Source organism: Cellulophaga sp. 20_2_10, from assembly GCF_023476645.1.
Classification (GTDB): Bacteria; Bacteroidota; Bacteroidia; order Flavobacteriales; family Flavobacteriaceae; genus Cellulophaga.
The window spans coordinates 145,429-171,128 of record NZ_JAMCOJ010000006.1; the positions used below are offsets into that span (position 1 = coordinate 145,429).

The window sequence follows — 25,700 nt, forward strand, 5'->3', positions numbered from 1 at the left end:
ACAAAAAGCCCTTCCTTTTACAAGGAAGAGCTAATTATAGTTTTTTTGCAAAATTCTTAAGCCTCAAAAGGCTCTACAGATACAAAAGATTTTCCTCCTGCTTTCTTCTGAAATTTTACAACGCCATCTACTTTGGCATGTAATGTATGGTCTTTACCAGCATAAACATTATCTCCTGGATTATGTCTAGTACCACGCTGTCTTACTAATATGTTTCCTGCGATAGCTGCTTGTCCACCAAAAATTTTAACTCCTAAACGTTTCGATTCTGACTCTCTACCGTTTTTCGAACTACCAACACCTTTCTTATGTGCCATAATTTTTAGGTTTTATTTTGTTATACTTAAATGGTTAACAATTACGCTTTACCACCGTCTAATTCATCTTGCCATTTCTTTAACTCATCCCATTTACCATCAGCAGCTAATTTAGCTTGTGCTGGCCATGTATCAGTTACGTGGTTACCACGAACGTCAGCGATGATCTCAGAAATTTTTGAAGCATCAGCTTTTGCTAATTCAGCGAAAGTTGATATTCCTGCAGCAGCTAAAGTTTCTGCAATTTTAGGTCCAATTCCTTCAACCTTTTTCAAATCATCTGCTTTTGCAGATTTCTTTGGTGCAGCTTTCTTAGCTTCTGCTTTAGGAGCAGCTTCTTTTTTTGGTGCAGATTTCTTTGCACCTGAGGATAAAATGTTTTCAATAACAATCTCCGTTAAATACTGACGGTGACCGTTTTTCACTTTATACCCTTTACGTCTTTTCTTTTTAAAGACAATAACTTTGTCACCTTTAAGGTGCTTCACGACTTTCGCCTCAACAGCGGCTCCGTCTATAGCTGGGGCGCCAATAGTAATGTTCTTGCCATCTTCTAACAAAAGAACGTTATCAAAAGTTACCTTTTGACCTTCTTCCGTTTGTAAACGGTGAACATACACTTTTTGATCTTTCGCAACTTTAAATTGCTGCCCTGCTATCTCTACAATTGCATACATAGCTTGTGTATTAATTAATTATGTTTAATTTTAAAGAACTTGCCTACCTAAATAAGCGGATGCAAATATACTGCTAATTCCTTAACATACAAGCTATTCTTCTAAAAAAAAGAATGCTCATTTTCAACTATATAAAATAGATCTATTTTTTTCAATTTAATTTCGAACCTCAAAGGCGAAAATGAGAGTCAAACCACCCCCAAAAGAAAGATTTTTCTTAGTTTTTTTAAAATTTATTAAAATATTCTGTAACAAAAAAAGTATTTTTACACTTATAAGTTAACTAAATAAAACACTATTAAAAATGAAAAGAAACTTATTTCTATCGGCTTCCTTTTTTTGTGCTGCATTAACAATGCAAGCCCAACAGGTTGCTTACGAAGAGTACGATCTTGATAACGGTATGCACGTTATCTTGCACCAAGACAACACTGCACCAATTGTTACAACATCTGTTATGTACCACGTAGGCGCAAAAGATGAAAACCCAGATAAAACAGGATTTGCTCACTTTTTTGAACACTTACTTTTTGAAGGAACTGAAAACATAGAGCGAGGCAAATGGTTCGAGATTGTTGCATCTAACGGAGGTACCAACAACGCAAACACAACACAAGATCGCACGTACTATTACGAAGTTTTTCCTTCTAACAAACTACAATTAGGTTTGTGGTTAGAATCTGAAAGATTAATGCATCCTATTATCAATCAAATAGGTGTAGACACACAAAAAGAAGTTGTACAAGAAGAAAAACGTATGCGTGTAGACAATGCACCTTACGGTAAATTCCAAGAACAAATAGGCATCAATCTATTTAAAAATCACCCATACAAATGGCAAACAATTGGGTCTTTAGAACATTTAGCTAACGCCACTCTAGAAGATTTTCAGGCATTTAACAAAATATACTACATACCAAATAATGCCGTATTAGTAGTAGCTGGAGATTTTGAAGTTAATAGCACTAAAAAAATGATTCAAGATTATTTTGGTCCTATTCTTAAAGGAAAAGAAATCAAAAGAAATAAATACCAAGAAGAGCCCATTACACAAACTATTAAAGCAAGTTACAACGACCCCAACATACAAATACCTGCTATTTTCACAGCATACAGAACTCCTGCGAACACAGAAAAAGATGCTTATATTTTAGATATGATATCTACCTACCTAACTAACGGCAAAAGCTCTAAGCTTTACAAAAGTTTAGTAGATGAGAAAAAAATGGCGCTAGAGGTTTTTGCTTTTAACAATTCTCAAGAAGATTATGGCTCTTACATTATTGGCGCTCTACCCTTAGGAGAAACATCTTTAAATGATTTAATTGCCGAATTTGATAAAGAAATAGTAAAATTACAGACAGAATTAATTTCTGAAAAAGACTACCAAAAACTACAAAATAATTTTGAGAACAATTTTGTTAACTCAAACAGTGGCGTAGAAGGTATTGCAAACTCATTAGCTAGATACTATATGCTATATGGCAATACAGATTTAATAAATACAGAAATAAATATCTATAGATCTATAACTAGAGAAGATATTAAAGCTATTGCCAACAAATACCTTAAGCCTAACCAACGCGTAGAATTAGAGTACTTACCTGTTGCAAAACCTGAAAACTAATAAAATGAAAAAAATATATTCTTTACTGGTTATAGCATTACTTGCTTTTAACCTACAAGCACAAGTAGACCGTAGTAAAATGCCAGAGGCTGGCCCACTACCACAAATTAATTTATCTGAACCACAGCGTTTTGAATTAAAAAACGGCTTAAAAGTTTTAGTTGTAGAAAATCACAAATTACCACGTGTATCTGTACAATTAATTATAGATAACCCACCCGTTGCTGAAGGAAACAAAGCAGGCGTAAGCTCATTTGTTTCTAGTCTTTTAGGCAATGGATCTAAAACTATTTCTAAAGATGATTTTAATGAGGAATTAGATTTTATGGGCGCCAGAATGTCTTTTGGGGCTGAAAGCGCTTCTGCATCTTCATTATCTAAGTACTTTCCTAGAATTATGGAACTAATGGCAGATGCCGCTATAAACCCAAATTTTACTCAGGAAGAATTTGATAAAGAAAAAGAAAAGCTATTGACTAGCTTAAAAGCTGATGAAAAAAACGTATCTAGTATTGCTAGCGATGTCCAAAGCGCTTTAGCCTATGGCAAAAACCACCCTTACGGTGAGCTAGTTACAAAAGAAACTGTGAACAACATTACACTAAAAGATGTTCAGCAGTTTTATAGCGATTATTTTGTACCTGCTAATTCTTATATGGTTATTATTGGTGATGTAGATTTTAAAGAGGTTAAAAAATTAGTAAAAAACAACTTTGTTAGCTGGACAAAAGCAACACCTCCGTCTTTCTCTTTACCTACACCTAAAGATGTACAATACACACAAATTAACTTTGTAGATATGCCAAATGCAGTACAATCTGAAGTTGCTGTAGAAAATTTAGTATCTCTTAAAAAGAATGATCCAGATTATTTACCTGCCCTAATGGCAAACCGTATTTTAGGTGGTGGTGGTTCTGCTCGTTTATTTTTAAACTTAAGAGAAGACAAAGCTTATACTTACGGCGCATACTCTAGCATCGGAAATGATAAAAATTCACTATCTAGATTTAGAGCTTACGCAAGTGTGCGTAACGCAGTTACAGATAGCGCTGTTGTAGAATTATTATCAGAGATTGATAAAATAGCCACTACTCCTGTTTCTGAGAAAGAATTAAGTGACGCCAAAGCCGCATACATTGGAAACTTTATTATGGCGCTAGAAAAACCTAGCACTATGGCCAGCTACGCATTAAACATAGAAACAGAAGGCTTATCTAAAGACTACTACAAAACGTATTTAGAGAAAATAAATGCTATTACTGTTGTTGATGTAGAAAATGCTGCTAAAAAGTATTTTAAATCTTCTAACGCACGTATTGTTGTAACAGGCAAAGGAAGTGACGTTTTAGACAACCTAGAGAAAGTTACTTTTAAAGGTCAATCTGTACCTGTTAAGTATTTTGACAAACAAGGAAACCCAACAGAAAAGCCAAAGTACGATGTTGCTATCCCTGAAGGCATAGATGCTAAAAAAGTATTATCTAACTATATTGAAGCTATTGGCGGTAAAGCAAAACTAGAAAGCATTACTTCGTACCACATAAAAGCTAAAGCAGAAATACAAGGTCAAGAATTGCTTTTAGAGATTAAAAAGACAACTAAAGATCAGTTTATGCAAGATGTTAGTATGATGGGTAATTCTATGAGCAAGCAAGTATTAGATGGCGATGCTGGTTTTATGGTGATTCAAGGTCGCAAAATGGACTTACAAGAAGCACAAATAACTGCTATTAAAGCTGAATCTGCTCCTTTTCCTGAACTTAACTACATAAATAGCGAAGTTACATTAAAAGGTATTGAAGATTTTGACGGTACAAAAGCATACGTGATTAAGTTTAACGACACAAAATCTGCGGCTTACGACGTAAAAACCGGATTAAAAATAGTTGATATTACGACAACCCCACAAGGCAACGCTACTATTAACTATAGCGACTACAAAGAGGTTTCTGGTATACAATTTCCTTTTCTTTGGAAACAAACAATGGGACCACAGAAGTTCAATTTTAATGTTACAGAAATAAAAACTAATGAGGGCGTATCTGATGCCGATTTTAAATAATCTAATAAATATATAAACCTCAAAGGCTGTCTACACTATTTTAGACAGCCTTTTTTTTATGATTTTATTTAGATTAACTCCTTCAATTTTAAGAACTAAAAAATTAAAAATTAGTACTTTTGCAGCATACCTAACATCTATTTAGTATGAAACTTATAAAAAACATTAGTTTACTTCTTGTTGCTTCTTTAACATTATTTGCATCTTGTAAAGAAAACAAACAAGAACCAGAAGTAGTAACTGTAAACAATACAGTTGCCAAAGAAAAAACAAAAGTGTTTGCTGATAACGCTAAATTTAGCAAAGCTGAATTTACAATTAAGGGAATGACGTGTCAAATAGGATGCGCAGCAACAATAGAAAAGAAACTAGCAAAAATGGAAGGTGTAAAATCTGCCACAGTTTCGTTCGATAAAGAATTAGCTATTGTAGAGTACGATACAAATTCTGTAACTACAGAAGACTTAACAAACACTGTAACATCAGTAGCCGCTGGAGATACATATACCGTTGAAAATATGAAAGCAGGAGAATAACTACTTTCTTTCAAAAGAAAAAGGCCAATATCTTTAATTAGATATTGGCCTTTTTCTTTTTTTCCATTTAAAAAACAACACTACTCTTTCCAGCGTAATGTTTCCATTATTTTTCTAATGTCTTCCTGCAAATATACCGCTGCCGGCAAAATAGAATCATAATTTGGCTTCACATCAAAATAAAGTGACCCCGTTAAAAAGTGCTTAGTACTGTCTGTAACATAAAATTGGGATTGCGAAGCTGCATCTCCTTTTACATCGTAAAACATACCATAAACATTATCTGCATCATTAACAAAAGGCTGCTCTATTATATTATCTGCTTTTGCTGCGTGCTCATAAGATAACTTTTGAGCATCTGATAACAATTGATTTAAATTACCGGCTACAGGCTTATAACTTAAAAAAACAGATCCATTTATTCTAGGATAGACAACCTTAATAGCTCCTTTTTCACTTTCAATTTTCGCCAAACTACTATGACTAAAAGAATAATTAGACGTCACAAACTCAACACTAGTTGTATCCGGATACTCTAACCTAAGCATAGCATTTGGCTTAGGCAAAGCTTCTTCTTTACAACCAGCTACTAAAACACCAAAAATTACTATTAAAAAAATATATTTACGCTTCATTAGGTAGCATTACTTTAATTTGTTTCAACCTTTTTTTATCCAAACTTTCTACAACAAACTGATAATTTTTAAACACAACCTTCTCTCCTCTTTTAGGAAAACTACCGGCAATCTCTAAAACAAAGCCCGCTATAGTTTCAGACTCTCCTTTTTGCTCTTCAAAAGCATCTTCATCTTCAGTAATACGAGCTACGCGGTAAAAATCTTTTAATGTTGTTTTACCATCAAAAACATAAGTTAAATCATCAATCTTGGAGAATACCAAATCCTCATCATCAAACTCATCACTTATATCACCTACAATTTCTTCTATAATATCTTCTAAAGTTACTATACCAGATGTACCTCCATATTCATCTACAACAACTGCTAAATGATTTTTCTTTTCCTGAAACTCCTTTAGCAAATCGTCTAATTTTTTATTTTCTGGCACAAAATAAGGCTCCCTTAATAAACTTACCCAATTAAATGTTTTACGATCTATGTACGGCAATAAATCTTTTACATACAGAACACCTTTAACATTGTCTACATTTTCTTCAAAAACAGGAATTCTAGAATATCCTTTGTCTTTTATCTCTGTAATTACTTCTAAAAATTTTAATTCAGCATCTAACGCAAAAATATCTATTCTTGGCCTCATAACCTGCTTGGTATCCGTATTACCAAAAGACACTATACCCTGTAATATTTTTTGCTCCTCTTTAGTGGTATCATCTTCGGACGTCATTTCTAAAGCCTGAGACAAATGATCTACACTTAGGTTAGATTTTTGCTTACCCAATTTAGCGTGTAAATACAATGTTACAGAACGCATAGGCCCACTTAATGGGGTGAAAATAACATCTAAAAAGCGTAGCGGATACGCCATAAAATAAGCAAACTGAACATTATTTCTATTTGCATAAATCTTAGGCATAATCTCGCCAAACATTAAGATTAAAAACGTAGCTACTATTACTTCTAATAAAAAGCGAACAGATATTACATCAAAAATTTGATATGTAATTGTAGAAAAAACAACATCCCCAATTGAACTAAATAACAATACAATACCAATATTAATTGCATTGTTAGCAATAAGTATGGTTGCTAGTAATTTTTTAGGTTTTTGCAATAGCTTTAAAACAGATTCTCCTTTGGCTGTTTTTTCTTCTCCTATACCATTTACATCTGTTGCAGATAGGCCAAAAAAAGCCACTTCTGCTCCTGAAATTAAAGCAGACAAGAACAATAGTACAATTAGCACAATAAATTTTGTGATTAATGTGCCATCAAAAACAATTGTATTTAGCAGTAAAATAATGGGGTCTGGGTCCAATAATTAAATTTTAGTTGTATTAAAATGGTAAATCATCATCTTGTTCTGGCTCACTAGGAGCTGTATTTTGAGTAGGAGCGCTTTGTTGCGTCGCCGGTTGTTGTTGTTGTTGTTGTTGTTCTGCTGGTTGCGTAGGATTGTTCTGTGCATTTGTCATACTTTCTTGTTTTGTAGACAAAAAAGTGAAATCTTGAACATGTACCTCTGTCGCGTAACGCGTAGTACCATCTTCCGCTTGCCATTGACGGTTTTTCAACCTACCTTCTACATATATTTTATCGCCCTTACTTAAATACTTTTCACATATTTCTGCTGCCTTATTACGCACCACAACATTATGCCAATCTGTATTAGTAACGCGCTCACCCGTTTGCTTGTTTGTATAGCTTTCATTGGTTGCAATAGGAAACCTCCCAATACAATTACCACCTTCAAAATAGTGCATTTTTACTGCATCTCCCAAATGCCCAATTAGCATTACTTTGTTTAACGTACCACTCATAATTTTGTTATCTTAAAATCAAAAATACAAAAATTTAAAACGTTTTTATGAAGTCTGCAATTAAAACAGGTACAGGATATTTTTCTAGGTCAGAAAAAGCTATACCATCCTCAAGAACTTCATCAACTTTAAGTATCCAAAAATGAGTAAATAAATGTTGATGCGATAACTTATGTACAATTGCATCCGTATTAAACAAACGTATATCTTTTACTTTTACTGCCGGTAACACCTTACTATATAGGTCATAAATTGTTTTAACATCTGCCTCGTCTTCTAACAACGGAAACTGATACAGATTTTGCCATATCCCTTTTCCCGTTCTTTGCTGTAGTAAAGTATTACCAGTACCATCTACAACAACCAAATAATTAAAATTACGTTTCTTTATTTTTGTCTTTTTTAATTTAACAGGCAACACACCTACTACATTCTTTTGCAAGGCTACACAACTATTACTTAAAGGACAAATAGTACAATCCGGATTTTTAGGAGCACACTGCAAAGCACCAAACTCCATTATACCTTGATTATAGTCTCTTATATCTGAAGAGTGCATTACCTCTGTAGCTAACGCTTTAAAATACTTTATACCCTCAGTACTATTAATAGGTAAGTCTACACCATAATACCTAGCTAAAACCCTATACACATTACCGTCTACCACTGCTTGTTGCTCATTAAAAGAGATTGAAGCAATTGCACTAGCCGTATAATCGCCCACTCCTTTTAGCTTAACGAGTTCTTTATATGTATTAGGGAACTCTCCGTTTAGATTAGTTACTATGTGCTTTGCGGTAAAATGAAGATTTCTAGCGCGGGAATAATACCCTAAACCTTGCCATAATTTTAAAACTTTCTCTTCTGAGGCATTAGCAAGATCAAAAATAGTAGGAAAATGTTTTTCAAAACTTAAATAATAAGACGTACCTTGAGCAACTCTTGTCTGCTGGAGCATAATTTCTGAAAGCCATATTTTATAAGGGTTCACAGTGTTTCTCCAGGGTAAAGAGCGTTTATTTAAGGCATACCAATCTAGTATTTTTTGGGAAAAAGTCATCAAATAAATAATAATAAACAAAAGTACAGGTTTATATACTTAAAATTAAGTCTATTAACGTAAAAGAATAAATTTAATTTATATATTTGCAACCCGAAAAAACAAGGACATAATATATACTGACAATGACGAAAGCAGATATCGTATCGAAAATCTCAGACAAACTGGGGATTGAAAAAGGAGATGTACAGGCTACTGTTGAAACTTTTATGGAAGAGGTTAAAACTTCATTAGAAAATGGAGATAATGTTTACCTTAGAGGTTTTGGTAGTTTTATTATTAAAACAAGAGCAGAAAAAACTGGTAGAAATATTTCTAAAAATACTACCATAAAAATACCAGCTCATAATATTCCTGCATTTAAGCCTGCAAAGGTTTTTGTAGAAGGTGTTAAGAGCAACGTACAAGTAAAGTAAAATATTAATATTAATTAAAAAGTAGATTTTATGCCTAGTGGTAAGAAAAGAAAGAGACATAAGGTAGCTACCCATAAGCGCAAGAAGCGTAGAAGAGCTAACCGACACAAGAAAAAGTAGTTGTTAACAACTACTTTTTCGTTTTAAAAAACGTTCATTGACATAGAGATTCTTAACGAAAGAATTTCAGCGGGTATTTTGTACCCGCACAACTATTGTTTAATCCATTTATCTCTCTTATTTATAAGTCGAGATAGATAAAAATTGATTCAGGTGAATAAAGAATTAATCGTAAGATCTGGTTCTAACGCTGTCGATTTTGCCTTAACTAAGGACGGAAAACTAATAGAACTTCACAAAGAAGAGGACAATAACAATTTTTCTGTAGGCGATATATTTATTGCTAAAATTAGAAAACCTGTTACTGGTCTAAATGCTGCATTTGTAGACGTTGGTTATGAAAAAGATGCATTTTTGCATTATCATGACCTAGGTCCGCAGCTCTCTTCTATGTTGAAATTCGTAAAAGGGGCAAGCACAGGAAAATTGAAAGATTTTTCTTTAAAAGACTTCCCTTTTGAAAAAGATATTGATAAAGACGGTAGCATTAATGATGCTATTAAATCTAATCAATCATTATTAGTACAAATTGTAAAAGAACCTATCTCTACCAAAGGACCAAGAATAAGCTCTGAGCTATCATTAGCTGGGCGATATGTGGTTATGGTACCTTTTTCTGATCGAGTTTCTGTTTCTCAAAAAATAGAAAGCAAAGAAGAAAAAGAAAGGTTAAAAAGACTTGTAAGAAGCATAAAACCTAAAGGTTTTGGCGTTATTATAAGAACCGTTGCCGAAGGCAAAAAAGTTGCAGAGCTAGATAAAGATCTAGAAAACTTACTGACCAAATGGACAGTAATGTGCAAGAAATTGTATAAAGCACCTCACCCATCCAAAGTATTAGTAGAGCTAAACAGAGCTTCATCTATACTTAGAGACGTATTTAACGACACCTTTACAGGAATACATGTTGATGATACAACGCTTTACAATGAAATTAAAGATTATGTGCAAGAAATTGCACCGAAGAAAGAATCTATTGTAAAATTATATGAGTCTTCTGTGCCAATTTTTGAGAAATTTGGAATAGAAAGACAAATTAAAACTTCTTTTGGTAGAACAGCCTCTATGAGTAAAGGCGCCTATTTAATTATAGAACACACTGAAGCCCTACACGTTATAGACGTTAACAGCGGTAACAGATCTAATAAGGCCAAAAACCAAGAAGACACAGCATTAGAAGTGAATATGATTTCTGCCACAGAAATAGCCCGACAATTGCGTTTACGCGATATGGGAGGTATTATTGTAGTAGATTTTATAGATATGGGAAAGCCAGATCATAGAAAAAAACTTTTTGAACATCTACGCGATGAGATGAAAGATGACAGAGCTAAGCACAAAATTTTGCCGCCGAGCAAATTTGGCCTTATTCAAATCACAAGACAAAGAGTAAGACCCGAAAGAAATATTAAAACAATGGAGAAAAATCCTAACGGCCTAAACGGCGCAGAGGTAGAAGCTCCGATAGTTTTAATAGATAAGATTAAATCTGACTTAGAGAAACTACTAAGCGGACCTGCAAAAGATAACGATGTTATTCTACACATACATCCGTTTATTGCTGCATATCTTACAAAAGGATTACAATCCATTCGTTTCAAGTGGTTTATGGAATATAAAAAATGGGTTAAAGTACAATCTAGAGACTCTTATACGTATCTAGAATACCGCTTTAAAAACAAAGAAGGTAAAACCATATATTAAAATATACCTTTACTTAAAAAACGGTTTATTATATATGTCTTTATAGAAACCAAAAGACATATATAAAAAAATAAAAGCGACCTCAGCAATGTGGTCGCTTTTTTTGTTTCCGTACATTTGTAATATGAGCTTACAACCATCATACACAATTACAGAAGCCACTAAAAAACTAGAACAATACTGCGCTTATCAAGAGCGTTGCCATAAAGAAGTTACTCAAAAACTAAAAGATATGGGGATGATTCCCGATGCTAGAGATCTTGTAATTACCCACTTAATAAAAGAAAACTACTTAAACGAAGAACGTTTTGCTCAGAGTTTTGCCCGCGGAAAATTTAATATTAAAAAATGGGGTAAAATCAGAATTGTAAACGAGTTAAAGTTTAGAAACATATCTATTTACAATATAAAAACTGCTTTAAAAGAGATAGACGATAACGACTACCTTACAACACTAGATACACTTGCACTTAAAAGAGCTAATGCCGTTAAAGAAACAAACCCATTTAAAAAACAAAAAAAGATAGCAGATTACCTACTCTACCGAGGCTGGGAAAGTCACTTAGTGTATGAAAAAGCAAAAGAATTATCTGCGAAAAAATAAAGAAACAGCTACCTTAAAGCCTTATTTGTTGTTGTAATAGCTTTTCTGTTTTTATTATCGATCCATTTTTGACCCTTAATTCTACGCATTAAATTATCATAATTACGCATTATAAAAACATTATAAATGGCTTTTCCTACATTTTTAGGAGTCCTCGCTATTGCTCGTAAGCTCATAGAAAAACCAGGTGTAATATATTTCATATAATGCCAATAACCCTCCGGCATATACAATACCTCTCCGTGATTTAAACTTGCCTTATATCCTTTAGCATTTTTTAATGCTGGCCATTTTTTATAATCTGGATTAGAAAAATCTATACCTTCGTGAGTAATTAAAGAATGCGGAACCTTGTATAAATACTTATTCTGCGACTGACTAAAAAGAATAACTTGCTTTTCTCCTTCAAAATGAAAATGAAAAATATTCGCCAAATCAATATCATAATGCATAAAGGTATGCGATTCTTTACCTCCAAAAAATAACATTGGTAAGCTCTTCATCAATCTCAAACCAAAATCCGGAAACGTAAAGTCGTTCTGCAATACCGGAACTTCTTTTAATATGTTCCATAAAAAAATTCTAAATTTCGTAGGTTCTTTTTTAAGCAAGTCAATATAATCTGCCATTTTCATTTTTGCATGCGGCTCATTAAAACCATCTTTGTAATCTACAGGTCTATCATCATACAAAGGCACAATTTTATCACCTGCAACAGACTTTATATACTCCAAACTCCATTTAGTATACGCAGGCCACTCCTCTATAAAACACTCAATAACTACGGGTTTTTGAGGCTTAAAAAAGTGCTTAATAAAATCTTCTTTGGTAATTGTTTTTACCCTTGGAATATCTTGTAAATGCAATAGCGTTTAAATTAAAAAGTCAATAAAAATAAAAAATAGGATTTAAATATTACTTAAAAAATAAACAAAATTAAAAACCGCTACTCAATTAAATCTTTAAAATTTAAATTGAATAGCGGTTACTAATAAAGTATAGCGCTCTATCTATTTTGTAAGTTTTGCTTTTTCCTTAGCAACTTCATTACGTTCTATCTTATGCCCAGGTCTAGACCATTTTGGTTTTTCGCCAAGGTTTTGATACTCAGAATCTCCTGCTTCAACCGTTTTTGGCTGAGAAACTTTTGTAAATGGTTTCTGAGGATTTAATCCTAACAACTTAAACATTTCCATATCCTCACCTACATCAGGATTTGGAGTAGTTAATAATTTATCTCCAGCAAAAATTGAGTTTGCACCTGCAAAGAAGCACATTGCCTGTCCTTCTCTACTCATCTCTGTACGCCCTGCAGACAATCTTACTTGTGTATTTGGCATAACAATACGTGTTGTAGCTACCATACGCACCATATCCCATATAGAAACTGGCTCTATATCTTCCATTGGTGTACCTTCTACTGGCACTAATGCATTAATTGGCACTGATTCTGGCTGCGGACTTAAAGTAGACAAAGCAACTAACATACCTGCTCTATCTTCTAAAACCTCACCCATACCAATAATACCACCACTACAAACTGTTACATTTGTTTTACGCACATTTTCAATAGTATCTAGTCTATCTTCAAAAGCTCGTGTAGAAATTACATCTTTATAATAGTCTTCAGATGTATCTAAGTTATGATTGTAAGCATAAAGACCTGCTTCAGCTAATCTCTGTGCTTGGTTTTCTGTTATCATACCTAACGTACAACAAACCTCCATATCTAACTTATTAATCGTACGCACCATCTCTAACACTTGATCAAATTCTGGCCCGTCTTTAACATTACGCCAAGCAGCTCCCATACAAACTCTAGAGCTACCAGAAGATTTTGCACGTAAAGCTTGTGCTTTAACTTGCTGTACAGACATTAAATCATTACTCTCTAACCCAGTATGGTAACGTGCTGCTTGTGGGCAATACCCACAATCTTCAGGACAACCACCTGTTTTTATAGATAGTAAAGTTGATACCTGTACTGTATTTGGATCATGTTCCTGTCTATGGATCGTAGCTGCATCATACAGTAAATCCATTAACGGTCTATTATATATATCTAAAATTTCTTGCTTGCTCCAGTTGTGTCTTACTTCGCTCATACGATTATTTTAAATCAGTTGTCAAAAATAGCCTATTTAGTAATTAAATCCCAATAAAGGTTTTTTAAATAAAAAATGAACCATTAGATTACCTCCAATGGTTCATTCTTATATAGAATTTCGTAAAAAATTTTACTTACTTGCTATCTTCTTTTTTTGATGCTTCAGCCTCTACTGCAGCAGTTTCCACATCTTTTCCTTTTAAGTACTCTGGCAATTGCATACCAGCCATATTAAACATTTCTTGCAATGGCGGCACCGATTTATACATCCCAGAGATAAAGTTTGCTGTAGAGCTTTTACCATCTGCTGAATTTGCGCCAGAATCCCAAACAGTTACCTTATCAATCTTAATATTCTTAATAGCTTCAGCTTGCGTTTTAACCAATTCCGGTAATTTATCTGCAACTAATAACAATACAGCATCTTTAGGACTATCTCCTGCTGCTTTCACAATCTGATCTAAACCTTGTGCTTGTTTTGTAAGAATCTCTAATATACCCTGAGCTTCTGCTTGCGCCTTAAATAATATTGCATCTGCATCACCTTTTGCAATACGTCTTGTACGTTCCGCATCTGCCTCTGCATCTATCTCTACTTTTTTCTTATCTATTTCTGCAGGAACAACAATATCTGCCATTTGTGAGCTACGAACACGTTCTGCCCTTGCCATTTCTGCCATTTGTTCTGCTGCATAAGATTCTTCTAATGCTTTTGCTGTTTGTACTTTTTCTGATGCAATCGCTGTACGTTCTGCTTCTGCCTCTCTTTGACGACGTAAAGAATCTGAATTTGCTACATTAATTTTCGCAATATTCTCACCTTCTACCGCCTGTGCATTTGCTGCCGCTACTTGTGTACGCTCATCTTGCACAGCATTAGCCTCACCAATAGAACCATCTCTTGTTTTTTCTGCAACAGATTTACGTGCTGCGTTAATTGCATGTGCAGCTGCTTCTTTACCTAGAGCTTCAATATACCCAGACTCATCAACAATATCTGTAATGTTTACATTGATTAATTTTAAACCAACTTTCTTTAACTCCGTTTCTACACTTTGAGAAATGTTCGTTAAAAACTTATCTCTATCATTATTAATTTCTTCTATATCCATAGAAGCAACTACTAAACGTAATTGACCAAAAATAATCTCTTGTGCTAAATCTTGAATTTGACTTTGACCTAAACCTAATAAACGCTCAGCAGCATTTTGCATAATTCCAGGTTCAGTAGAAACACCAATAGTAAATCTAGAAGGCACGTTTACACGAATATTTTGCTTACTTAAGGCATTTACCAAATTAACCTCTATAGAAATAGGTGTTAAATCTAAAAATTGATAATCCTGTACAACTGGCCAGATAAAAGCAGCTCCACCGTGGATACATTTGGCAGAATTACCGCCTCCTACTTTACCGTAAACAACCAAAATCCTATCTGAAGGACAACGCTTATATCTACGTATAAAAGAGATAATAATTACAAAAAAGAACAAAATGGCAACTGCAATAGCTATTAAGCTAGCATTACCACCCAGCTGTAGGGGTAAAAAATTCATATGGTTATTTATTTAATAGTTCAACAATTAATATTCCGTTATCTGTAACGTCTTTTACCTTAACAACATTGCCTTGAGTAAGGTTTATATTTTCATCTGTAAGCGCTTCTAACTCCCTTAAAGAACCCTGCACATTAATACTAACTTTCCCTATAAAAGCCCTGCTTGCCCCTATAGTTAAATAGACCTCGCCAACTTGGTTAAGCGCATTTTTTATATGTAAAGTACCACTACTCTGTAATTTACTTAAATAGTAAAACAATGCCGCCATAGACACCATCATTAATAAACCGCAGATAATAGAAATTAGTATCGTTAAAATTATAGAAAAGCCTGCTTCTATACAAGCAACGCCCGTCCAACCAAAAATGGCAAAAAAACCAGATAAGTTTTTTATAGATAAAAATTGAAATCCGACTCCTGAATCCCCTTCTACTTCTGCATCTACATCACCATCAAAATCATCTGCATCACCGCCGATTAAACTTAATAATAAAAAGATAACCAGAACAACAGAGCCAATTAAGGCAATACTCCAGTAGATTTTTGGAAACAATTCCAAGCTTGCATACCACTCTCCCATAAATAAAAATTTAGTTTGGTTTGTGAAAGATAGTAAAATGCAGCTTAGCTAAAGGCCTGTTTTAAAAAGTTTTTTGCAATAAAATACTTACAGCGTTGCCTCCAAAGCCAACAGCATTTACGAGCACCCTTTTTATGCTTTTTGGAGTTTCTGTATAGTGTACAAAAGGAACTTTAATAAACTCCTGTTTTTGCAACATTGCTACCGCCAGCTCTATACTTAACATACCTGAAGCGCCAAAAGAATGACCTATCTTCCACTTATTTGTAGTCAAAGCGGGGGTTTTGTTACAAAAAACTTTTTTTATTGCTTCAATTTCTGACAAATCTCCTTTAATTGTTCCAGGCGCATGCATTACAATAACATCTACCTCATCTGGATGTACACCTTCTAAAGCCATTTTCATAGAACGTTGAAAACATACCGCATCAGAAGAAATAGAAATATTATGTTTTAATACCTCTGTAGCATAACCAACTCCTATAATTTCTGCCAAAGCATTAGTTGCATTACTATTTTCTATACCAATTACTGCTGCACCTTCACCCAAAACCATCGTATTTTGATCCTTTTCTAAATCAAAAGCTTTACAAGGATATGCTCCTGTACCTCTGGCGTAAATTTTTAAAGCTTTCATTTGCGCAATGGTAAAAGGCGTTAAAGGAGCCTCACTACCACCCACTAAAAACTTATTTGCCATTCCACTTTTTACCCAAGCAATACCATTTAACAGAGAATGTAAGGCCGTTGAGCACGTAATAGAATGTGATATTTCTGGTCCTTGAGTTTGCAGATCGTGCGCAACCCAAGAAGAAATATTACCTAATGTAGTTGTTGGTGATGACAAGGTTGATACTTTATCTTTTTCTAAAAATTCTGCGTGATATTTTTCAAACAAAGCTGTAGCTCCCCGTGATGACCCAAAATTTACGCCAAAATTATCTTTCGCCGACCAACCTGCCTGCTCTAATGCTTTTCTTGAAGCATACATTGCAAACAATACAGTATCATCTAAACTTTTATATTTTAAGTCAGAGTTTTTTAGCGCTTCAATTTCTTGCTTCGCCTCATCACTTAAACTAGCAACCCAACTTTTTTGATTGCCTATATTTTTTTCTTGCAGTAAATGTGCATCACTTTTATAACTCTCCCAAACCTGATCTAAAGAAGTTCCTAAAGGAGAAATAGATGCTAATGCCGTAATGTAAATACTCATACCTAAACTATTTCTAGTGCTTCTTTAATTGAATTGTATATTTTTTGAAGCTGCTCATCTGTTGTTACGTATGGCGCCAAAATATAAATGGTATTTCCTAAGGGACGTAAAAACACTCCAGAATCCATAAAATGCTTAAATAATTTATCTCTTAAATTACCATAGCGTTCCATTTTTATATTCAGATCCAATGCATAAATAACACCTAATTGTCTTGTATTATTTACTTTAGGGTGATCCTTAACCTCTTCATTAAATTGTTTATGAGACGCTATTATTCTAGAAATATTAGATTGCATTTCCGAAGACTGAAGTAACTCTAAACCTGCTAATGCAGCAGTACAAGCCAAGGGGTTTGCAGTATAGGTATGCCCATGAAATAATCCTTTAGAGATATCATCATCATAAAAAGCATCATAAACTTGTTTTGTGCAACTAGTTGCTGCCATTGGCACTAAGCCTGCTGTTAATGCCTTAGACACACACATAACATCTGGCTTTACATCTATATAATCAGATGCAAAAAACTTACCTGTTTTACCAAAGCTAGTCATTACCTCATCTGCTACTAAAAGTACATGGTGTTTTTTTAAGGCTGATAAAATTTTATTTAAACCAGCTGCATTATGCATTTTCATAGCTGCTGCTCCTTGTACAAGAGGCTCGTACACAAAACCTGCAATAGCCTTTTCTTTTACCAATGCTTCAATCTGCAATAAAATAGCATCAATATTATCTTCTGTAGGTACTGGAATGCGCTCTACATCAATAAAAAATTCTTCAAAAGGACCATTATAAACAGACAAACTTGAGACAGACATTGCACCAAAAGTATCTCCGTGAAATCCATCTTCAAAAGCCAACATTACATTACGCTTTTCTCCTTTATTAAAATGATATTGCAATGCCATTTTAATTCCTATCTCTACCGAAGTAGAACCATTATCCGAGAAAAACAACTTCTCTTGATTGTGAGGCAATATTTTTATTAACTCTTCAGACAACTCTATAGCCGGCTTGTGTGTAAAACCACTAAACACAACCTGATCTAATTGTTGCATTTGCGCCTGAACTTTTTCTAAAATATAACCATTACAATGTCCGTATACAGATGTATACCAAGAAGATATTCCGTCTATATATTCCTTACCCTCATCATCTGTTAACACGGCCCCTTTAGCTTTTACAATTGGCAACATTGTGCTATGTAATTTATGCTGAGTTAACGGGTGCCACAAGTGTTTTTTATCTCTCTCTGTAAGATTCATAAGCTGTATGCCATCCTTTTCTGTTAGGATTTCTAGCATTTAATTTATTAGTAGATTTCTAAATGCGCTATACTGTTTTTACACTTCACAAATAGTTTTTATTTTTTGACAAAGATACAAACCAACCTAGATTTTACAGGTTATCTCTAAACAAATCTGCATATTCTTTTATAACATTTTTATCAAAATATGGTTCTTCTTCTATACGACCAATAAGCTTTGCATTTGTTTTAGACAGTATAATACTTTCTGTTGTTTTATGTTCTTCTCCGCTAAAAATTATAGACACTTTAAAACCACGTTCTTCTAAATAATTTACAGTTAATAAGGTATGGTTTATGCTACCCAAATAATGCCTAGAAACTACTACAACTTGGTAGCTAGGATCTATAATATCTATTATTGTATCATTATTATTTAAAGGAACCAACAAACCACCAGCACCTTCTATAACCAAGTGATTATTTGTTTTGGGGGCAACTATCTTATCTACCTCTATAACCACACCATCTATTTCTGCTGCGGCATGCGGACTCATAGGTGTTTGTAATGCGTAACTATTTTTATGTATCACGGTTTTAGAGTTAGAAATAAAATCTGCTATTTTATGACTATCTGATGCATCTAAATCTCCGGCTTGTATTGGTTTCCAATAATCTGCTTTTAATGCTTCAGTTAGTATTGCAGAAACAACCGTTTTACCAACTTCTGTAGATATACCCGTTACAAATATTTGTTTTGCTTTCATCTAATTACGTATTTAAGAAACTATATTACAGTTAAAACAACGAAACTTTCGTTTTTCAAAAAAAGGAAACAATCTATAAAAAATTCCATTTCCCGAATAATACCCTTCTAGCTTTTCTGCTTTGCAATTTGGGCAGATTAAAGGCTGTCCGTTATCACCTACTGCATAGCTTCTAATTTCATTATAAATTTTTATTGCTTTGTCTTTATCTTCATTTAAAACCAAAATCTTAATTCCGCCAATTGCATTGCTAATTAATGGGTCTGAGTTGACTGTATTTTCATCCTTTAAAAAAACCTCAATCCCTTCTGACTCTAACCTACCTTTTATTATAACAGTATCTGCTAAATACTCAAATGCTGCTAACCTGTAAAATTTTTGACTCATTCTTTTAAATTTTTATGCAAAACAGTTAGTACTTTTTCTATTTCTTGAGGAGTATTGTAGGCGTGTAAACAAAAACGCAAACGTTCTTGACCCACTGGCACTGTTGGTGATAATATTGCTTTTACGCTAAACCCGTTTTCTTCAAGCTTTTTTGCAATGCTTTTAACTTTTGCATTACCAGATACTAAACAACATTGTATAGCCGAATTACTTGGTATAAAATATTCTTTTAAGTTGTACTTATCAACTTCATTCTTAAAAAGACCTACTGCATTTTCCAAAAGTTGCTGCTGCATTTTACCTTCTTTACTTTCTAAAAAGTAGTACGACTGTAAAATTGTAGCTACACTATGCGGCGCTAATGCCGTTGTATATATAAAACTACGTGAAAAATTAATCAGGAATGTTTTTAAGTCAGTACTCCCTAATATAGCTGCACCGTGACAACCTAAGGCTTTACCAAAAGTTAGTATACGAGCAAAAACCAAGTCCGTTAACTTTTGCTGCTGAACCAAACCCTCGCCATAATCACCAAAAACACCAACAGCGTGTGCTTCATCTACCACAAAAAAAAGCTTATGTTCTTTACAGAATAGTGCCATTTCTTTTAAATTTGAGGAATCACCATCCATAGAAAAAACAGATTCTGTTACTACATAAATAGTTGCTTCTTTATCTTTAATTGTGGCTGAATGTCTTTCTACTAAATTTTCTAAATCAGCAATACTGTTGTGCTTAAATTTATATGCCTTGGCATTACTCATTGCAATACCGTCTCTTATGCTAGCGTGTATAAATTCGTCATAAAAAACCAAATCTCCACGTTGCGGAACAGCGCTAAAAAATCCAATATTAGCGTCATAACCAGAGTTATATACTATTGCTGCTTTAGATTGATGAAATAACGCCAATTTAGACTCTAGCTCATCGTATAAATAATGATTCCCAGAAAGTAATCTAGAGCCAGTTGCTCCATTTTTAAAAAAACTCCGATCTACTAAATATTGATGCGTAGCGTTAAAGATTGAAGCATTCCCAGAAAAACCCAAATAATCGTTAGAAGAAAAATCTATTAATTGCTTAGACACAGGCAATGTACGTAATGACATATTCTGTTGCCTTTCTTCTAATTTTTTTTGAAGTTTTTCTGGTAGCATTTGGCAAAGATACAAAGAGCTGGTTTTTAAAATAAAATTAAAAAATTATTGTTTTTCAATAATTTTCATATATTTGTTATCGAAAAACAATAATAAATAAACATTATGAAGAAAACTATTTTATTTAAAACCCTAATAGATATCCTATTTTTTTGCTTATGCTTAACGTCCATAAGTGCATTCTTAGTAGTACCCTTAGGTTTAGGCTCCATAAATATGGATAACCAAATTGCTGAAAATTGGAATCTGTTTTCAATATTAATTATTGGTTTATCTATAATTAGTTACGCACTACTTATTATAGGCATCTATTTTTTGAGAAAAGTAGCTAGATTGATGCTTAACGAGAGATATTTTCAAAAAAACATTTCGTTATTTCTAAAAAAATCAGGTAATTATCTGATTATGTCTTCAATAGCCTCTATTCTAATGCTTCTAATTGCATTTGCAAGGAAAATTTTATTTAGCCAGACCATAGAGCTACTTTATGATAGCGACAAAGTTTTAATTCTATTTATTTTAATAATTGGTTTCTTTTTTAACATACAAGCTTCTATAATAAAACAATCTATAAGCTTAAAACAAGAAAACGACTTAACCATATAAACTATGCCAATTATTGTAAACCTAGATGTAATATTGGCTGAACGAAACATAAAAAGTAAAGAATTAGCTAAAATCATTAATATTACAGAAGCAAACTTATCTATTTTAAAATCTGGCAAAGCAAAAGCAATTCGTTTTTCAACTTTAGAAGCCATTTGTGAAGCATTATCTTGCCAACCATCAGATATATTAGAATATGTAAAAGAAAAAGAATAAATTTAACCCACTGACGTTTTATGTAAACATTGGTTATACTTTTTTTTATAAAAAAGCTATAACTCCAATACTAACATTTGTCTAATAAATTAAACCCAAAATAATGAAAACCCTATTTTTTACAATCCTACTTATTATTTCTACTTACGCAAGTGCACAAGAAATAAACAGCGACCTTAAAAGTGCTTTAGAGAGTGATAATGTTACTGAACTTAAAAAGCACCTAACAGCTAAAGACTTAGACAAGTGTTACAAGCTAGATGATACCGAATATAGTGTACTAACGTTATCTATAAAACTTAACGCAAAATCTTGCTTTACAGAGCTAATAGCACAAAATGCTAGCGTAGAAAAAACGTGCAACAACAAAACTCCTTTTATGTATGCTGCTAAATACAACAGGTTGGCAATGGCAAAAGACCTTGTTAAAGCAGGTGTACAAATTAGAGTTAGAAACAGTGACAAGCAATCTGCTTTAGATTTTGCTAAAAAATATGAAAGAAAAGAATTTATAGCATACATAAAATCTTTTAATCAATAAAATACACGCTAACCGCAAAGCAATAATTAATTAAGAACACTATGCGAAAATTATTTTTTAGCCTTGGCTTTATGCTTGCCGTAGGCGCTATTAATGCACAAGAAGCATATAAGTTTACAGATGTTATAGATTTAGATGCAACACCTGTTATTAGTCAAGGAGCAACGGGAACGTGTTGGAGTTTTTCTACCTCTTCGTTTTTAGAATCGGAAATTATACGACTTACCGGTAAACAAATAGATTTATCCGAAATGTACACTGTACGCAATACCTACCCTAAAAAAGCAGAAAATTTTGTAATGCGCCAAGGAAAAGCTCAGTTTAGTGAAGGTGGTCTAGCACATGATGTAATTAACTCTGTTAGAGAATACGGACTTGTGCCGCAAGAGGCTTACAACGGACTTTTAGAGAACAACACAAATCATAACCACGCGGAATTAGTAGCCGTCTTAGAAGCTATGGTAAAAACATACGCAGACAACCCTGCAGGTGAATTAAGCAAAAATTGGTCTAAGGCTGTAGATGCTGTTTTAGATGTATATCTAGGAACAAATAAAGATACTTTTACATACCAAGGAAAACAATATACTCCTTCTTCATTTTTGCAAATGACTAAAATTGCACCAGAAGATTATGTAACAATTACTTCTTTTACACACGCTCCTTTTTACAGTTCGTTTATATTAAATATACCTGACAACTGGAGCAACGGAAGTATGCACAATGTTACTTTAGATGACATGATAAGCACTATTGACAATGCACTTACAAACGGTTTTACTGTTGAATTAGATTGTGATGTTAGCGAACGCACATTTTCATCTAAAAACGGAGTAGCTGTAATACCCGCTAACCCAGAGAACAACAGCAAAGCTTTAGAAGGTATTTATCCTGAATTAAAAGTTACTCAAAACTACAGGCAAAACGAGTTTGAAAACTTTACAACGACAGACGATCATTTAATGCATATAACTGGTGTTTTAAAAGATCAAAACGGAACAAAATACTACAAAGTTAAAAATAGCTGGGGTACGGATGCTAACAGAACAACCCATAACGGGTATGTTTATTTTAGTGAAGCCTATATGCGACTTAAAGCAATAAGTATTATGGTACATAAAGATGCTGTACCTAAAGTTCTATCTAAAAAAATAAACTTATAAAAACCACAAACTTGTATTATATTCTATTTTTAATAGCATAATAACTAACATTTGTTTGAATTTATTTGATATGTAAACAAAAAAGTATAACGCAAAAAAAAAAGCGCAAAATGATTATTTTGCGCTTTACATTTATTACAGATACTAACTCCAATAATAAAATAAATAGTATTAAGACATAACATTTTTTAAGACTATGCCCAAATATTTATAGTAAATACGTATAAAACTAATATTTAGATTTTTCAAAAGTAAGAAATTACTTCCACACCACGAGGCTTTAACTTTCAATTAGATGTGTTATTCTAGAAATAAAACAAAAGCATAAAAAAATGTAACAAACTTTAGACTATACAGTACATGATACAAAAATTATTCAGGCTTGTACTCTAAAATCTGTTCGGTATACATTTGCTTCACCTCTACCTCTGTATTGTCTAGCAACCTGCGCACCTTATAACTAATAGGCGCAGCAGACCCCACAAGATCAGAAGTACTTGGTGTTTCTAAAAAGCGCACAAAACTATTATAGTCTGTAACTCTACCGCCTAGTTGCGCTGGACCTCCTGCTATAAGCACCTTAATTTTATTTTGTTCAAAAAGAGATTTAAACTCCTCGGAATAATTGACATCTGTACTTGCTTCTACCACTGCCAAAGCTACTTTAACTGATGCTTTCACCATTGTACTATTATAGGCTTCATCTTTATCTGTTTCTATTAACAAATATGCAACTCGACCATAGTCAACACTACTCACGTATAATGGCTCATGAGAACCTAAATCTTCAACTTCCATTTCTCCATCTATCCATTGGGTATAGTTCTTTGGATCTATAGATGCATTATAAAACCACTGACGCACTTCTACAACAACATACTTTTTACTAGAAACTGTACCACTACTCTGAGTAAAATTAAAATCAGAAGAAACCAAACCTCCTAGCACATCTGCCTTAACATGTATGTCCAAAGTCTTATTAAAACTTTCTTGGGTTGTTACTGAGTTACTCTCATAACTATAAAAACTTGGTACTGCATTGTAATTAATTAAAGCTTGGCTATTTTCCAACAATGCGTTTAATGTTGTTCTAACACTACTTAGACTTGGGTATGCTGGTGAGCTTATTGGCAAGTCCTTTCCTCTAAGTGTTAATGAAAGCTCAACATCATTAAACTCATTTTTAAGTACAATAGGGTCATAAGCTGCATCCATAAAAGAAGAACCTCGTAAAATGCTTCCTGGATAAATAATATCAGATTTATTGGCATTAACAATAGAAAGCGGCTCTAAGGTAGATTGTCTCTCTACTAAAGTAAGGTACTCATATTCTGTTGTATTGGTCTCCGGACTAAGACGCGTATTTCCTGTTTTTTCAGAGCTAATGATATTATCTGGCTCCACTTGAAAAGAAACTTCTTTAAGCTCACTCAAATTTGCACTAGAATTATCGTCATTTTTATCACACCCTATAAAGAAAAGCGATAGACTCAAAATACTGACAATAAACAACCCGCTCCTATTTTTCATTTGTTTCTACTATTAAAAGATATTCTGTACTCATTTTTCCAAAATCCTTGTTTTTAATCTATCTTGTACTCTAAAATTTGCTCAGTATACATTTGCTTAACCTCTACCTCTGTATTGTCTAGCAGCCTACGCACCTTATAACTAATAGGCGCTGCAGAACTCACTAAATCCCCCGTACTTGGCGTTTCTAAAAAGCGTGCAAAACTATCGTAATCTGTTACTCTACCACCTAGTTGCGCTGGACCTCCTGCAATAAGAACTTTAACCTTATTATCTTCAAAAAGAGATTTAAACTCCTCGGAATAATTCACATCCGTACTTGCATCTACTGCTGCCAAAGCTACTTTAACTGATGCCTTAACCATTGTACTATTATAGGCCTCATCCTTATCTGTTTCTATTAATAAATATGCAACTCGACCATAGTCAACACTACTCACGTATAATGGCTCATGAGATCCTAAATCTTCTGTATCCATATCACCTTCTATCCATTGGGTATAATTTTTGGGATCTATAGAGGCATTATAAAACCACTGACGCACTTCTACAACAACATACTTTTTACTAGAAAGTGTACCACTACTCTGACTAAAATTAAAACTAGAAGAAACCAAACCTCCTAGCACATCTGCCTTAACATGTATATCCAAAGTCTTATTAAAACTTTCCTGGGTTGTTACTGAGTTACTCTCGTAACTATAAAAACTTGGTACAGCCGTATAATCAATTAGTGCTTGGCTATTTTCCAACAATCCGTTTAATGTTATTCTAACATTACTTAAAGCCGGAGAGGTTGATGAACTTACTGGCAAATTTTTTCCTCTAAGTGTTAAGGAAAGTTGAACTTTATTAAACTCATTTTTAAGTACAATAGGATCATAAGCTGCATCCATAAAAGAAGAACCTCGTAAAATGCTTCCTGGATAAATAATATCCGATTTATTGGCACTAACAATAGAAAGCGGCTCTAAGGTAGATTGTCTCTCTACTAAAGTAAGGTACTCATATTCTGTTGTATTGGTCTCCGGACTAAGACGC

General features: G+C 33.5%; 27 protein-coding genes. 10 read left to right on the top strand and 17 right to left on the bottom strand.

Going from position 1 to position 25,700, the window contains the following annotated elements:
- Window positions 1-56: 56 nt before the first annotated feature.
- Both rpmA and rplU read right to left on the bottom strand, forming a co-directional pair.
- Entirely contained in the window at window positions 57-317 is a 261-nt protein-coding gene (rpmA, locus tag M4I21_RS13010; protein WP_072304497.1) for a 50S ribosomal protein L27, read from the bottom strand.
- Between the two features lie 41 nt (window positions 318-358).
- Entirely contained in the window at window positions 359-994 is a 636-nt protein-coding gene (rplU, locus tag M4I21_RS13015) for a 50S ribosomal protein L21 (RefSeq protein WP_249559615.1), read from the bottom strand.
- Window positions 995-1,298: 304 nt separating this feature from the next.
- Here rplU and M4I21_RS13020 point away from each other — a divergent pair, with 304 nt between their 5' ends.
- The 3 genes from M4I21_RS13020 to M4I21_RS13030 all read left to right on the top strand — a co-directional run bounded on the left by M4I21_RS13020 (window position 1,299) and on the right by M4I21_RS13030 (window position 5,219).
- Complete coding sequence (locus M4I21_RS13020; protein ID WP_249559616.1) at window positions 1,299-2,621, top strand: M16 family metallopeptidase; 1,323 nt, start codon at window positions 1,299-1,301, stop codon at window positions 2,619-2,621.
- Window positions 2,622-2,625: 4 nt separating this feature from the next.
- Window positions 2,626-4,683, top strand: coding sequence for a M16 family metallopeptidase (locus M4I21_RS13025; RefSeq protein ID WP_249559617.1), 2,058 nt, complete (start codon window positions 2,626-2,628; stop codon window positions 4,681-4,683).
- Window positions 4,684-4,829: 146 nt separating this feature from the next.
- The gene (locus M4I21_RS13030) at window positions 4,830-5,219 is read left to right on the top strand and encodes a heavy-metal-associated domain-containing protein (protein ID WP_249559618.1); all 390 of its coding nucleotides are present in this window, start codon (window positions 4,830-4,832) and stop codon (window positions 5,217-5,219) included.
- 80 nt (window positions 5,220-5,299) lie between these two features.
- On the opposite strand, the gene gldD is transcribed toward M4I21_RS13030, so the two are convergent.
- The 4 genes from gldD to mutY are packed head-to-tail and all read right to left on the bottom strand — an operon-like array spanning window position 5,300 to window position 8,737.
- Window positions 5,300-5,854, bottom strand: coding sequence for a gliding motility lipoprotein GldD (gene gldD / locus M4I21_RS13035; RefSeq protein WP_249559619.1), 555 nt, complete (start codon window positions 5,852-5,854; stop codon window positions 5,300-5,302).
- On the bottom strand, window positions 5,844-7,175 hold the full coding sequence (locus M4I21_RS13040) for a gliding motility-associated protein GldE (protein ID WP_249559621.1): 1,332 nt from the start codon (window positions 7,173-7,175) through the stop codon (window positions 5,844-5,846). The genes gldD and M4I21_RS13040 overlap by 11 nt, the downstream gene beginning before the upstream one ends.
- Before the next feature lie 19 nt (window positions 7,176-7,194).
- On the bottom strand, window positions 7,195-7,677 hold the full coding sequence (locus tag M4I21_RS13045) for a single-stranded DNA-binding protein (protein ID WP_249559622.1): 483 nt from the start codon (window positions 7,675-7,677) through the stop codon (window positions 7,195-7,197).
- Between the two features lie 34 nt (window positions 7,678-7,711).
- Window positions 7,712-8,737: an A/G-specific adenine glycosylase gene (mutY, locus tag M4I21_RS13050; protein ID WP_249559623.1), complete on the bottom strand. Its 1,026-nt coding sequence runs from the start codon at window positions 8,735-8,737 to the stop codon at window positions 7,712-7,714.
- A 125-nt stretch (window positions 8,738-8,862) separates the two neighbouring features.
- Between mutY and M4I21_RS13055 the strand changes: the two genes are divergently transcribed.
- The 3 genes from M4I21_RS13055 to M4I21_RS13065 all read left to right on the top strand — a co-directional run bounded on the left by M4I21_RS13055 (window position 8,863) and on the right by M4I21_RS13065 (window position 11,581).
- Complete coding sequence (locus tag M4I21_RS13055; protein WP_013620605.1) at window positions 8,863-9,153, top strand: HU family DNA-binding protein; 291 nt, start codon at window positions 8,863-8,865, stop codon at window positions 9,151-9,153.
- A gap of 273 nt (window positions 9,154-9,426) precedes the next feature.
- Window positions 9,427-10,977, top strand: coding sequence for an Rne/Rng family ribonuclease (locus M4I21_RS13060; RefSeq protein ID WP_249559624.1), 1,551 nt, complete (start codon window positions 9,427-9,429; stop codon window positions 10,975-10,977).
- 124 nt (window positions 10,978-11,101) lie between these two features.
- On the top strand, window positions 11,102-11,581 hold the full coding sequence (locus M4I21_RS13065; protein WP_249559625.1) for a regulatory protein RecX: 480 nt from the start codon (window positions 11,102-11,104) through the stop codon (window positions 11,579-11,581).
- 8 nt (window positions 11,582-11,589) lie between these two features.
- Here M4I21_RS13065 and M4I21_RS13070 read toward each other — a convergent pair whose 3' ends face one another.
- The 9 genes from M4I21_RS13070 to M4I21_RS13110 form a co-directional block, all read right to left on the bottom strand.
- The gene (locus tag M4I21_RS13070; RefSeq protein ID WP_249559626.1) at window positions 11,590-12,447 is read right to left on the bottom strand and encodes a cupin-like domain-containing protein; all 858 of its coding nucleotides are present in this window, start codon (window positions 12,445-12,447) and stop codon (window positions 11,590-11,592) included.
- Between the two features lie 144 nt (window positions 12,448-12,591).
- Complete coding sequence (bioB, locus tag M4I21_RS13075) at window positions 12,592-13,686, bottom strand: biotin synthase BioB (protein WP_249559627.1); 1,095 nt, start codon at window positions 13,684-13,686, stop codon at window positions 12,592-12,594.
- A gap of 136 nt (window positions 13,687-13,822) precedes the next feature.
- Window positions 13,823-15,244: a flotillin family protein gene (locus M4I21_RS13080; protein ID WP_249559628.1), complete on the bottom strand. Its 1,422-nt coding sequence runs from the start codon at window positions 15,242-15,244 to the stop codon at window positions 13,823-13,825.
- 4 nt (window positions 15,245-15,248) lie between these two features.
- A complete protein-coding gene (locus M4I21_RS13085) occupies window positions 15,249-15,827 on the bottom strand; it encodes a hypothetical protein (protein WP_249559629.1) in 579 nt (192 codons plus the stop codon).
- Window positions 15,828-15,888: 61 nt separating this feature from the next.
- The gene (locus M4I21_RS13090; RefSeq protein ID WP_249559630.1) at window positions 15,889-17,043 is read right to left on the bottom strand and encodes a beta-ketoacyl synthase N-terminal-like domain-containing protein; all 1,155 of its coding nucleotides are present in this window, start codon (window positions 17,041-17,043) and stop codon (window positions 15,889-15,891) included.
- Window positions 17,044-17,045: 2 nt separating this feature from the next.
- A complete protein-coding gene (bioA, locus tag M4I21_RS13095) occupies window positions 17,046-18,311 on the bottom strand; it encodes an adenosylmethionine--8-amino-7-oxononanoate transaminase (RefSeq protein WP_249559647.1) in 1,266 nt (421 codons plus the stop codon).
- 133 nt (window positions 18,312-18,444) lie between these two features.
- Window positions 18,445-19,059: a dethiobiotin synthase gene (gene bioD, locus M4I21_RS13100; RefSeq protein WP_249559632.1), complete on the bottom strand. Its 615-nt coding sequence runs from the start codon at window positions 19,057-19,059 to the stop codon at window positions 18,445-18,447.
- A 12-nt stretch (window positions 19,060-19,071) separates the two neighbouring features.
- Entirely contained in the window at window positions 19,072-19,446 is a 375-nt protein-coding gene (locus tag M4I21_RS13105; RefSeq protein ID WP_249559633.1) for a putative signal transducing protein, read from the bottom strand.
- Window positions 19,443-20,603, bottom strand: coding sequence for an aminotransferase class I/II-fold pyridoxal phosphate-dependent enzyme (locus tag M4I21_RS13110; RefSeq protein ID WP_249559634.1), 1,161 nt, complete (start codon window positions 20,601-20,603; stop codon window positions 19,443-19,445). The genes M4I21_RS13105 and M4I21_RS13110 overlap by 4 nt, the downstream gene beginning before the upstream one ends.
- A gap of 105 nt (window positions 20,604-20,708) precedes the next feature.
- Between M4I21_RS13110 and M4I21_RS13115 the strand changes: the two genes are divergently transcribed.
- The 4 genes from M4I21_RS13115 (at window position 20,709) to M4I21_RS13130 (ending at window position 23,129) form a co-directional block, all read left to right on the top strand.
- Window positions 20,709-21,209, top strand: coding sequence for a DUF2975 domain-containing protein (locus M4I21_RS13115; protein WP_249559635.1), 501 nt, complete (start codon window positions 20,709-20,711; stop codon window positions 21,207-21,209).
- A 3-nt stretch (window positions 21,210-21,212) separates the two neighbouring features.
- A complete protein-coding gene (locus M4I21_RS13120; protein ID WP_249559636.1) occupies window positions 21,213-21,425 on the top strand; it encodes a helix-turn-helix domain-containing protein in 213 nt (70 codons plus the stop codon).
- A gap of 103 nt (window positions 21,426-21,528) precedes the next feature.
- Window positions 21,529-21,966 (top strand): ankyrin repeat domain-containing protein, encoded by a 438-nt coding sequence (locus M4I21_RS13125; protein ID WP_249559637.1) that lies wholly within the window; start codon window positions 21,529-21,531, stop codon window positions 21,964-21,966.
- 41 nt (window positions 21,967-22,007) lie between these two features.
- Complete coding sequence (locus tag M4I21_RS13130) at window positions 22,008-23,129, top strand: C1 family peptidase (protein ID WP_249559639.1); 1,122 nt, start codon at window positions 22,008-22,010, stop codon at window positions 23,127-23,129.
- Between the two features lie 372 nt (window positions 23,130-23,501).
- On the opposite strand, the gene M4I21_RS13135 is transcribed toward M4I21_RS13130, so the two are convergent.
- Both M4I21_RS13135 and M4I21_RS13140 read right to left on the bottom strand, forming a co-directional pair.
- The gene (locus tag M4I21_RS13135; RefSeq protein ID WP_249559640.1) at window positions 23,502-24,659 is read right to left on the bottom strand and encodes a thiol-activated cytolysin family protein; all 1,158 of its coding nucleotides are present in this window, start codon (window positions 24,657-24,659) and stop codon (window positions 23,502-23,504) included.
- Between the two features lie 53 nt (window positions 24,660-24,712).
- Window positions 24,713-25,700: thiol-activated cytolysin family protein (locus tag M4I21_RS13140; RefSeq protein WP_249559641.1), on the bottom strand; the 988-nt coding region annotated here is incomplete at its 5' end.